This is a genomic window from Staphylococcus sp. NWU MK-U1, assembly GCF_033283505.1.
GTDB lineage: Bacteria > Bacillota > Bacilli > Staphylococcales > Staphylococcaceae > Staphylococcus > Staphylococcus haemolyticus.
The window spans coordinates 161035-173246 of sequence record NZ_JAVSMG010000002.1 but is presented as its reverse complement, the minus strand read 5'-3'; the positions used below and the strand labels follow the sequence as shown (position 1 = coordinate 173246).

The window sequence follows — 12212 nt, the reverse complement described above, 5'->3', positions numbered from 1 at the left end:
GCACACGTCCTATACGGACACAAACAGTCTTTTATAGGGCTTAAAACACTTTTAAAATTCAATAATCTAACTTTAACGAATTAATTTAACAATATAAAATAATTTGCTCAAAGTTGACCATCAAGACTATTAATAAAATTTAATATTTTTACATTATCTTCATTAGTTTGTATACCAATCATTGATTTAAAGTAAACATCATAACCAGTAATCCATTCATCACAGGTGTATAAATCGAATATATTGAGTGGATATAGTAATATAGCATGATTATTCATGGTATGTATTGCTTCATCAATGATATTGAGTGCTCCATTTTCTAGCTTATCAATTACTCGAGGAATTACTTGAGTTTTAAGTTCAGTATGTTCCAAACCGTTAAGCTCATTAGGAATAACGTTAACTGAATAATTCATCTTGTTAATATTAATTGGTGTATTGTAGCCAGCAAATCTTAAAAATTCTAACATTAAACTTTTTAAATTGTCTGCCTCAACCTCATTAGATAATAAAAAGGCTATAGTTTCTTTAAATTCATAATGCCCATTATCAATTAATTTAAGAACTAATTGTATTTGTTCATTCAAATTGAGTGTATTAAATTTAGCCAATGATTGACTTGTGATATGTTTATCTTCATTGAGTTGAGATTGAGCATATTCTTTTAATGGAAATAACGCCATTCTTGTTTTATGACTTTGAACTTCGTCTATAATTTGATTGATAACATTTACAGACTCATAATACTGACCTAAGCCATTTAACGCCTTTATATAATATAACATTAACTCATCATACGCTTGAATGCCTCTTTTTAAAAGTACAATAGCTTCTTCTCTTAACTCCAAAAATGAATTCAAATGATATAACATATCACATTTAATTAAGGCTAATGTCTCATCTAGTTCAAATTGTGCTTCATAATCTTCAATTAATTGATATACCGTTTCGTAATGTTGACTGTTATGAGATGATTTAATATCTTTATACAATTTTTGTTGTAGTTTTGGAAAAGGGATGATGTCTGACATGTTGTATCCCTCCTATAAATCTTTTAAAATTAATGCACTCCATGTTTCAAATTCATCATAATTATCAATACGCTCTTTTTCTAACCATTGAATTTTTAATGTATCTGTTTCACGTACTTCAATATCATTTGAGTTAACTTTAATTTTAAAGACTACACCTATATGTACTTTACCCACATCGTTTGTATCATCATTTATAAAACCTATATATTCCAAATTCTGAGAATTAGTTTCTAATAAACCGACTTCTTCTTCTAACTCTCTTTGAGCATTTACCCTTAAAACTTCATTTACAGAATTTGCGCCAATCACATCATTCATGTGTCCACCTACACCGATAGAAGATTGACCATGTAAACGTGACTCTCCACCACCACTTAATCTTTTGTATACTAATATTTCATTTTTCTCATTTTCTAAAAGACAATATGATATTAATTGTTTATATGAAGGATCTTCTTCCATATCTCCACGTCTTTTAACTTCATAATTAGAAAAAGTATTAAATATCGCTTCACCTTGTGGATCATTTTTAGTTAAAAAGCCGTTAAAAGCATTTGACTCTTGTTCAAAAAGGATATCTCTTGGTACAACTATAATTTGCTCATCATATTTAGACATAGTGTTCTCCTTACAATAATTTCTTAATTAGCATTTTATCAAACTCAATCACCAAAGAACAAATAAAGGTGCATTAACGATTTATAATTTCAATTATTAATTATTTGAAAACAAAAAAAGATGACTTCAAAGTCATCTTTTATAAATCAATTATTTTAAAGCTTCTTTAGCTTTTGAAACTAACTCTGCGAAAGCTTTTTCATCTGAAATAGCAACTTCAGAAAGCATTTTACGGTTAATATTGATGTCAGCTTTTTTCAATCCGTTCATTAATCTTGAATAGCTCATGTCATGTTGACGTGCAGCTGCGTTAATACGTGTAATCCATAATTTACGGAAATCACGTTTACGTTGACGACGGTCACGGAAAGCGTATTGACCTGATTTCATTACTTGTTGTTTTGCTACTTTATATAATGTGTGTTTAGCACCGAAGTAACCTTTAGCTAATTTAATCGTTTTTTTACGACGTGCTCTTGTTACTGTTCCACCTTTAACTCGTGGCATATTAAATTCCTCCTTAGATATAACAATTAATTATCGTACATTTATCAATTACAATTATTTTTTATAAGCTAATAATTGTTTTACTCGTTTCATATCGCTTTTAGAAACTAATTTAGCTTTACGTAATTTACGTTTTTGTTTAGTGTTTTTATTTGCAAATAAGTGTGATGTGAAAGCTCTTGAACGTTTTAATTGACCTGAACCAGTTCTTTTAACACGTTTAGCTGCTCCACGGTGAGTTTTCATTTTTGGCATGATTCATTTCCTCCTAATAATAGTGAATTATTTTTCGTTAATAGGCGCTAACATGATAAACATTTGACGCCCTTCCATTTTAGGTTTCTGTTCAACAGTGGCAATATCTTTACATTCGTCAGCGAATTTTTCTAATACGCGCTGACCAATTTCCTTATGAGTGATTGCACGACCTCTGAAACGAATAGAAACTTTACATTTATCGCCTTTAGATAAGAATTTACGACCATTTTTCAACTTAGTTTGGAAATCATGTTCCTCAATAGTTGGACTTAGGCGTATTTCTTTAACATTGATAACTTTTTGTTTCTTTTTCATTTCTTTTTCTTTTTTCTGCTGTTCGAATTTGTATTTACCATAATCCATAATTCTTGCAACAGGTGGTTTAGCATTTGGTGCTACAACTACTAAATCTAATTCAACACGTTCAGCCATTTCTAATGCTTCTCGTTTTGATTTAACACCAATTTGGTCACCATTTTGGCCAATTAAACGTAATTCTTTAGCGCGAATCTTTTCGTTAACTTGCGTTTGATCTTTTGCTATGGTTGACACCTCCCAAAATTTTACGAAATTTTCCAAGCAAAAAGAGCGGACATATTATGCCCGCTCTTCTCTCATACACATTTTATGTGTGACATGATTGACCTGCCAACTGCTTTAAGCGTCGCTACAGGTGAGAAACGGGTGTTTCTACTTGGTACGTTTCGTATTCAACGTTAATAATCATATCAGTGTATATCATATAAGTCAACAATTATTTTAATATTAGTGATGTTTTACTTCATCCATTGAAACATCTTGTCTTAAATCTACTTTATCTAATGGAATTATCTTCGTTTTATATCTCAATTTATGATAAATGAAGAATACTAAGAAAACTGGGATTCCCATATATGTGATAATGAAGCGATTTAAATCGAAATGACCTGTTTTAATAAAATCAACATCTTGCCCGATTATGACAATCACACAGAGCAGGCCTGCGAATATAGGACCGAATGGGAACCATTTAGCTTTATACTTCAATTCCCTTTTACTATGATTTTGTTTTTCGAAAGCTCTTCTAAATCTGTAGTGACTAATTGCAATACCTACCCATGCAATAAAGCCTGTCATACCACTTGCAGCAACAATATATTCATATGCGTCACCACTTAGTTTTTGCACTAAGAAAATAATAACAACTAAAATCGCTGTTCCAACTAGTGATAAATAAGGAACACCATACTTATTCGTTTTACCAAACGAATGAAAAGCTAATTTATCTTTACTCATTGAATAAAGCATTCGTGTTGAGGCATACATACCTGAATTACCTGCTGATAATACTGATGTTAAAATTACTGCATTCATAAATGATGCCGCAAAAGCTAACCCAGCATTTTTAAACACGAGTGTAAATGGTGAAGTAGCAATATTATCATCGCCACCCATCAATGCATTACTATCATAAGGGATTAACATACCTATAACAAATATTGCTAATATGTAGAATAATAATATTCTCCAGAATACTTGTTTAATAGCTTTAGGTACAGCGCGTTCTGGATTTTCAGATTCTCCAGCTGTAATACCAATTAACTCTGTACCTTGGAATGAGAATCCAGCAACTAGGAAGACGCCTAGAATTGATAATAAACTTCCACCTAAGTTACCACCTAGAATTGGTCCGTCACCTTTCGTAAATGTCTCAAAACCTACAAATTCTCCACCCATAATACCTAGTATCGTTAAAAGACCAATAATGATAAAGATAATGACTGTTACAACTTTGATTAAAGCGAACCAATATTCACTTTCACCATAAACTCTAACAGATAAAGAGTTTAGTGCGAATATAATAACTAAGAATATACAACTCCAAACCCATGCTGGAATACCAGCCATAGGTGTCCAATATTGAATGACTTGTGCAGCAATGGTTACATCTGCTGCAACTGTAATAACCCAGTTAAACCAATAGTTCCAACCTAACGCAAATCCTAAAGATGGATCTACAAAACGTGTTGCGTAAGTACTAAATGAACCAGACACTGGTAAATACGTTGCCATTTCACCTAAAGATGTCATGAGGAAGAATACCATAGCTCCAATAATCGCATATGCAATTAAAGCACCTAATGCCCCTGCATCGTGTATTGCTCCCCCAGAGGTCATAAATAATCCGGTACCGATACAACCACCCATTGCTATCATAGAAATATGGCGGTCCTTAAGTCCTCTTTTGATTCCATCATCTTGATTTTCGACTTTTTTCATAGAAGCTCCCTTTCTTACAGTAGAGGCTAACTAAAATAGTTTTGTTGTGTTATGCGATGATTATGAACGCTTTCAAATTATACTTCCAAATAGTTTATAATTCTTTAAAGCATAAAAAATGGTTGCATACCTTTAGATATGCAACCATCTGCTTAATCTATGTCGGTAGCACATCACAAATTGTGACAGTACAGTTTCTATTCGATAACTGTCCCAACAAATGATAATTAAGGGTATCATTCATTTCGGCATCTTTACCTTCCACACTTTCAACATACGTTCCTTAATAACTTCTGAAGTGTTACTAATTAAAGACGCAACCTCTAACTCTTTTTTTAATTAACTATATAGTAATATACATTAAGCTATCATTTTTATCAAGACTATCTATGTTTTTTCAAACGAATTTCATCTACTAAATTCCAAATAAATTCATCTTTTTCAACTGTTTCTTGATCTTGAGAGCCGTATTTACGTACATTGACTTGGTTGTTTTCAACTTCTTTATCACCAACAACTATTTGATAAGGTATTTTTTGCATTTGTGCTTCACGAATTTTGTATCCCATTTTTTCATTACGATCATCAATTTCTACACGTACACCTTGTGATTTTAATTCATCTTGTAAATTTCTAGCATAGTCATAATGTAAGTCAACATTAACAGGTATTATTTCAACTTGTTTAGGTGCTAACCAAGTTGGGAATGCACCCTTAGTTTCTTCAGTTAAGAACGCTACAAATCGTTCCATAGTTGAAACTACGCCACGATGAATAACTACTGGACGATGATTTTCACCATCGCTACCGATGTATGTTAATTCAAAACGCTCTGGCAATAAGAAATCAATTTGAGCAGTTGATAAAGTTTCTTCTTTACCCATAGCAGTCTTAACTTGAACATCTAGTTTAGGACCATAGAATGCCGCTTCACCAATTGCTTCAACATATGGTAATCCCATTTCATCGACTGCTTCTTTTAACATAGTCTCAGCTTTGTTCCACATTTCATCATCATCCATATACTTCTCTTTATCTTCAGGATCTCTGTAACTTAATCTGAATGTGTAATCTTCAAAGCCAAAGTCACTATATACTTCTTGAATCATGTTAACAACACGTTTAAATTCATCTTTAATTTGATCAGGTCTAACAAATATGTGTGAATCGTTTAATGTCATTCCACGTACACGTTGTAATCCTGATACTGCACCACTGGCTTCATATCTGTGCATAGTTCCTAATTCTGCAATACGGATAGGTAGTTCACGATAAGAATGAGGACGATTATTATAGACCATCATATGATGTGGACAGTTCATAGGTCGTAATACCATTTCTTCTGTTTCGTCTAATTTCATTGGTGGGAACATATCATCTCTATAATGATCCCAGTGTCCAGAAGTTTTGTATAACTCAACATTTGCTAACACTGGAGTATATACATGGTCATAACCCATACTTACCTCTTTATCAACTATATAACGTTCAATTTCTCTACGAATTGTAGCTCCATTAGGTAACCATAATGGAAGACCTGCACCTACTAATTGATTGTTAGTGAAAAGCTCTAAATCTTTACCAATTCGACGATGATCACGCTCACGACGTTCTTCAAGCATCTCTAAATGTGCTTTCAAATCTTTTTTATCAAAGAATGCTGTACCATAAATACGCTGTAACATTTTGTTATTGCTATCCCCACGCCAATATGCACCGGCAGTTGAAAGTAATTTAAATTCTTTGATTTTTGAAGTTGAAGGAACGTGTACACCACGACATAAATCAGTAAATTCACCTTGTGAATATAAAGTAACACTTTCATCTTCAGGTATAGCGTCAATTAATTCCAATTTATAAGGATCATCTTTGAAGAATGATTTAGCTTCTTCTCTTGATACAACTTTACGTTCAATTTTATGATTTTCATCAACGATTTGCTTCATCGTTTTTTCAATTTTTTCAAAATCATCTGACGAAACCTTTTCATCCATATCAAAATCATAATAGAACCCACCGTCTATAACAGGGCCAACTCCAAACTTAACATCCCCATATAAACGTTTTAAAGCTTGAGCCATTAAATGGGCGGTAGAATGACGTAAAACTTCAAGCGCTTCATCACTACCTGGAGTCACAATTTCAATTGAACCATCTTCTTCTAATGGTCTAGTTAAATCAACCATTTGATTATTAAATTTACCAGCAACCGCTTTTTTTCTTAATCCAGGGCTAATTGATTGTGCAATTTCTTCAGTTGTTACGCCATTATCAAACGCTTTCGAATTACCATCTGGGAATTGAACATTTATTTGATCCATTATAAAACCTCCATAAATAAATTCTAATTTCAATTAAATTCTAATTTCGTTGAAATAAAAAAACTCGCCCCTAAAAAAGGGACGAGTTCGTCGTGGTACCACCCTAGTTATTTAGCAATAGCTAAATATCTCTACTTAAGATAACGGTCTTGAGCCGGGCATTGATTACCAACACCTAATGATGAAGGAGTAATAATTTAATTTGTTAGCTAATCTCTCATCATATATTAGCTCGCTGTATAACATGGATTAAATTATCATATCTTCAATTATTTCAACGATTAAGATTTATCTTAATTATACAATAGTTATTTTAAATTTCAATTGTTTCTTAAATTTTTACCATCCAAATAATATGGCGTTGATAAAGATTTAATTCGTTCAATAATTCTAGCAGCTTTTGTTTCTTCCGCACCTTCACGTGTAATAGATAAATGATGTTCTAGCTCATCAAAATTTAAATTCGATGAGAAAAACGTTGGTAGTTCTTGAACCATACGATAGTGTAACAATGGACCAATCACTTCATCTCTCACCCATGGTGTCACTTCTTCCGCACCTATATCGTCTATCATTAATATATTTGCCTCTCTTATTCGTTGTAACTTTGTTTCATAACTACCATCTCTGAAACCACTTTTGAGCGTGCGAATATACTCAGGTAAATAAACAATCGTAGAAGCAACACTTTTAGCTTTAAGTTGATTGGCAATTGCACCTAGAATAAATGATTTCCCTGTTCCAAATGGACCGTGAATATACATTCCTTTTACATTTTCTCCATTAACTAATTGTTTACAGATATCATTTACATTTTTAGCTATAACTAATCGGTTCAAATCAGTGTCATAAATATCTTTCATCTTAGCGTTTAATGTATCACGTTGCATATGGTGAGATGTGATTAAGTGAGAATTAAATCTTTCTTCATCGTGTTTAATTTTGCAAGGGCACATATTATAACGTATTTTAATTCTATTATTGTCGATATATAATTCAGGTACATGACCTTTAACAAAGTTCGGACAATTTTCATAATCATGTCCATCATAATTTTTTTGTTGATCTTTATACTCTTGTAACACATTTAAGTCATTATCAATGATTTCATTAGTCAATTCAGATTGATGTTCATTTAAAAATGATTTAACGTCAGGATCGTTAATAACTTGTTTTTTAATTTTAGCAATTCTTTTTTCTAAATCGCCATTTGATTTGATAATACTATTGAATGATTTCATTTAATCCTCCTCCCAATCGCGTTTTAGTTGTTCACGAAACGCAGCTCTTTCCTTTTCAAACTGTTCTTGTTCTTCTTTAGTCGTTTCTTTATCAGTATTTTCTTGACCTCTATTTTTTAACCATTTAGGTGTTTTTTCTCTAGATACAATCTCACGTGATTTTGAATAACGTTTTCTTGATTGACGTTGGTCATTACCTTTATATTCTGATTTTGGTTCATTTGCTTTTAAAGCATAGTTATATGCTTCTTTTGCAGTCTTAATACCTAATTTTTTCCAATTAGATGCGATTTCTAAAATATATGTTTTAGGTAGTTTCATCTCATTTTTTAGCATTACAAATTGTAAAAGAATATTAATTACACCAAAGTTTAATTTCTCTCTTTCGACTAACTCTTCAATCATTTTCTTTTGTTGAAATGTTGGTTCTGATTCTGACCATGACGCCAACATATCTACTGGACTTGTTTCCTCTAACAATTGAAACCAATCATCATTTGAAGTGGGCTGACTTGAAGACACAGATTGATTGTTACTATTCACTTCATTTTGATTACTTGCCTTAGGCTCTAATTCAGGTAATTGTTGATTATGTTCAATTAAATAATACGAACGCGCATGCTTTCTCATTTCTTCGTATGATAATTGTTGATTACTTGTAATAGAATTCAATATAATTCGTTTCATAGCATCTTCTGTTAAACCATACAATGTAGCCAATTGAACAATTAAATCTCTAGCTTCTTTAGTTATAATTTCATCGCTAATAAAATGATGACGTAGCATTTCTTTTAAAATCTCAAAATCAAATGATACATTGGATAAATCTATACCATGATATGGTTTTTCTTTTTTAATTGATGAAGCATCAATAGTAACGCTTGAGTGTGGAATTTTAAAAACATCAGTAAACTTGCGAGTTACTTGTTGAAAACCACTTAAATCAAAATCATATTTTTTAAAATAATTTTTTAAGCTTTTAAAACGTTGTTTATCGACTTGGTTATATAGATAAATTGATAACATTGGATCATTAAAAAATTGATAGGCAGTTGGTGGCTGTATCAATTCGTAAATAAAAAATGATTGTTGTTCATCATGCTTTACATATGTTTTAAATAGACCGATTGCTTCCAATAAATCCATATACTGTCTAAATTCTGATAAATTCATTTTCAATTCATTCATTATTGTGTAATGCGTTAATGTGTCATCACTATTCACGAATTGATTCATAAAGTGATATGTACCTATCGCTTGCGCGCCAATTAATGGCATATACAATCTATTAAGTATTTCCAAATGATTATGATTAAATTGGAACTGACGATACACTTTAAAACCGTCATGTGGACTCAAACCATACTCATACGATTGTAAACTCATTTATAGATCACTCCGTTTATTATCGTTCAAGATACCTTGCATTGATGCTAACAATTGATCAACATCTTTAAACTCTTTATAAACTGAAGCAAATCTCACATAAGAAACTTGATCGACATGCATCAACAGGTTCATAACATGTTCACCAATATCTCGTGAAGATATTTCAGTTTGTCCGCTATCACGTAGCTGCCATTCAACTTTATTAGTAATATCTTCTAATTGTTGATAACGTACTGGTCTCTTTTCACAAGATCTAACAAGACCATTTAAAATTTTCTCTCTTAAAAATTGTTCTCGAGTTCCATCTTTTTTTACGACAATCAATGGACTTACTTCTATATGTTCGAACGTCGTAAATCGAGTACCACAATTTTCGCATTCTCTTCTTCTTCTAATTGCATTTGCATCATCCGCATGTCTAGAATCAACTACACGCGAATGTGTTGAACTACATTTTGGGCATTTCATATCTTTCACCCTCTTGAATAGATTATGATTCATTATACTATAAAAGCATTCTTGACAAAAGAAGTCTAATCCTCATTTAAATTAAACTAAAACAAAAGTATCTTAATAAGAATCTAGTTTTATGCATAATATATTTCTTAAATGACAAGAATGTGTGAAAGTTTAAATACAAAATCACATAAAAATAAAATACGAGACTATCAAATCTTAGTGAAAAGATTTAACAGTCTCGTATTAATTTACATTAATGTCTCGTTAGTTAGCCGTTGCAACATTTTCAGAGCCAATTAATTTAGCAATTTGTTGAGCAACTTCAACTACTCTATTTGAGTAGCCCCACTCATTATCATACCATGCAATCACTTTTACTTTATTATCATCCATCACAATTGTGTTTTGAGCGTCAATAACTGCTGAATTAGGATTTGTATTGAAGTCCATTGATACTAGTGGCGCCTCTTCTACATCGAGAATACCATCTAGGCCAACATTTCTGAATGCATCATTGACTTGTTCAGCTGTAACATCTTCTTTTAAATCTACAACTAAGTCTACAAGTGACACGTTTTTAGTTGGCACACGTAAAGCTAAGCCATGCAATTTACCTTCTAATTCTGGAAGTACTTCTTTTAAAGCTTTAGCTGCGCCAGTTGAAGTTGGAATAATACTTTCATTACATGAACGTGCACGACGTAAATCTTTATGCGGATTATCAATATTATTTTGATCGTTAGTAATCGCGTGTACTGTTGTCATAAGACCGTTAACGATGCCAAATTTATCATTAAGCACTTTTGCTACCGGACCAATACAGTTAGTTGTACAAGATGCATTACTAAAAATGTCATATGTATCTACATCTAATTGGTTATCATTTACCCCTTTAACCACCATTTGTACATGGCCACCCTTAGAAGGACCAGTTAGTAACACTTTTTTAGCACCTGCATTAATATGGCCTATTGCTTTATCGCCATGGTTAAATTTACCTGTAGCTTCAATTACAATATCAATGTCTAAGTCTTTCCAAGGTAAATTTTCAGGGTTACGGTCAGAAACAAGTTTAATATCTTGTCCATCGACACGGATACCGTTCTCAATTGGTTCAACTTTTTTATCAAATCTACCATGAGTAGTATCGTAATTTATTAGATGCGCAATTGTTTCAGGTGGATAGCTTGCGTTGATCGCTACAACATTTAAATCTTCTTTATGTAATGCGATTCTTAACACCATTCTACCTATTCTACCCATACCATTAATTGCAATATTTGTTGACATTTAAAGCACCCCTTGATTGTTTGTTTATATGTTATACTTTATAAAAATAGTGTAACATAATAATTTAATTTTGAAAGCGTTTTCTATTAATTTTAAAAAATTTTTTAATCGACAATATTTGATTAACAAAAAAGCTCTAATAGACTTATCTATGTAAAAATTTGACATTTACATCATTCATCTACTAGAGCCGAAGCATAAATAATTGCTTAAGCAAATTTTATATATCTTTGTTAATAAAACCTTTATCAGTCAATAGCTGTTCTAAGTTTTGTTTCAGTTCCAACTTATCCCCTAGGTTATCAATAACATGGTCTGCCATTCTACTCTTTTTATCTATTGATATTTGACTATAAACGCGCGCTTTCGCATCCTCTAATGACAATTGATTTCGCTCCATCAATCTCTCAATTTGAATACTTTCAGACGTATATACTAACCATACTTCATCAACTGTATTTTGTAATTCATTTTCAAAAAGAAGCGGGATATCCATTATGACATCATAACCTTGATTAAGATATGATTGCTTTTCTTCTTCCATTATTTCTCTAACTATAGGATGCACAATATCGTTTAACTCTAAACGTTTCTCTGGGTGATTAAAAACAATTTCACCTACATATTTGCGATCCATTTCACCTTCATCAGTAATAGCAATATCACCAAAAGCTGCTCTAACTTGTTCTAAACCTTTGGTTCCTTTTGCAACAGCTTTTCTTGCAGCTATATCAGCATCTACAACTTTAAAACCAAATGCTGTTAATAACTCAGAAACCGTTGACTTTCCAGTGGCAATACCACCTGTTAATCCAATAACTTTTGGCATAAATATT

General features: G+C 31.9%; 12 protein-coding genes, 1 riboswitch and 1 other annotated feature. All 12 genes read right to left on the bottom strand.

Annotation, left to right across the window (positions count from 1 at the left end; all coding sequences use genetic code 11):
• Window positions 1-107: 107 nt before the first annotated feature.
• The 12 genes from SBL16_RS03895 to coaE all read right to left on the bottom strand — a co-directional run bounded on the left by SBL16_RS03895 (window position 108) and on the right by coaE (window position 12205).
• Window positions 108-1031, bottom strand: coding sequence for a hypothetical protein (locus SBL16_RS03895; RefSeq protein WP_107611722.1), 924 nt, complete (start codon window positions 1029-1031; stop codon window positions 108-110).
• Between the two features lie 12 nt (window positions 1032-1043).
• Window positions 1044-1652 (bottom strand): NUDIX domain-containing protein, encoded by a 609-nt coding sequence (locus SBL16_RS03890; RefSeq protein ID WP_107611721.1) that lies wholly within the window; start codon window positions 1650-1652, stop codon window positions 1044-1046.
• Between the two features lie 150 nt (window positions 1653-1802).
• The gene (gene rplT / locus SBL16_RS03885) at window positions 1803-2159 is read right to left on the bottom strand and encodes a 50S ribosomal protein L20 (RefSeq protein ID WP_011275545.1); all 357 of its coding nucleotides are present in this window, start codon (window positions 2157-2159) and stop codon (window positions 1803-1805) included.
• Between the two features lie 54 nt (window positions 2160-2213).
• Window positions 2214-2414, bottom strand: coding sequence for a 50S ribosomal protein L35 (gene rpmI / locus SBL16_RS03880; RefSeq protein WP_002448990.1), 201 nt, complete (start codon window positions 2412-2414; stop codon window positions 2214-2216).
• A gap of 27 nt (window positions 2415-2441) precedes the next feature.
• Window positions 2442-2969, bottom strand: coding sequence for a translation initiation factor IF-3 (gene infC, locus SBL16_RS03875; RefSeq protein WP_029376631.1), 528 nt, complete (start codon window positions 2967-2969; stop codon window positions 2442-2444).
• 22 nt (window positions 2970-2991) lie between these two features.
• Window positions 2992-3119: a sequence feature (ribosomal protein L20 leader region), on the bottom strand.
• Between the two features lie 63 nt (window positions 3120-3182).
• Window positions 3183-4676, bottom strand: a complete 1494-nt coding sequence (locus SBL16_RS03870) for an amino acid permease (RefSeq protein WP_107613785.1) — start codon at window positions 4674-4676, stop codon at window positions 3183-3185.
• Window positions 4677-4834: 158 nt separating this feature from the next.
• A riboswitch (Lysine riboswitch) is annotated at window positions 4835-5010 on the bottom strand.
• 49 nt (window positions 5011-5059) lie between these two features.
• Window positions 5060-6997: a threonine--tRNA ligase gene (thrS, locus tag SBL16_RS03865; RefSeq protein ID WP_107611719.1), complete on the bottom strand. Its 1938-nt coding sequence runs from the start codon at window positions 6995-6997 to the stop codon at window positions 5060-5062.
• 320 nt (window positions 6998-7317) lie between these two features.
• Window positions 7318-8238 carry a primosomal protein DnaI gene (gene dnaI / locus SBL16_RS03860; protein ID WP_037536791.1) on the bottom strand — a complete coding sequence of 307 codons (921 nt, stop codon included), beginning with the start codon at window positions 8236-8238 and terminating at the stop codon, window positions 7318-7320.
• Window positions 8239-9624, bottom strand: coding sequence for a replication initiation and membrane attachment family protein (locus tag SBL16_RS03855; protein ID WP_107611718.1), 1386 nt, complete (start codon window positions 9622-9624; stop codon window positions 8239-8241).
• A complete protein-coding gene (nrdR, locus tag SBL16_RS03850) occupies window positions 9625-10095 on the bottom strand; it encodes a transcriptional regulator NrdR (RefSeq protein ID WP_011275538.1) in 471 nt (156 codons plus the stop codon).
• Between the two features lie 255 nt (window positions 10096-10350).
• Window positions 10351-11376 carry a type I glyceraldehyde-3-phosphate dehydrogenase gene (gene gap, locus SBL16_RS03845; RefSeq protein ID WP_107611717.1) on the bottom strand — a complete coding sequence of 342 codons (1026 nt, stop codon included), beginning with the start codon at window positions 11374-11376 and terminating at the stop codon, window positions 10351-10353.
• Between the two features lie 220 nt (window positions 11377-11596).
• The gene (gene coaE / locus SBL16_RS03840) at window positions 11597-12205 is read right to left on the bottom strand and encodes a dephospho-CoA kinase (RefSeq protein WP_317952803.1); all 609 of its coding nucleotides are present in this window, start codon (window positions 12203-12205) and stop codon (window positions 11597-11599) included.
• Window positions 12206-12212: the final 7 nt, after the last annotated feature.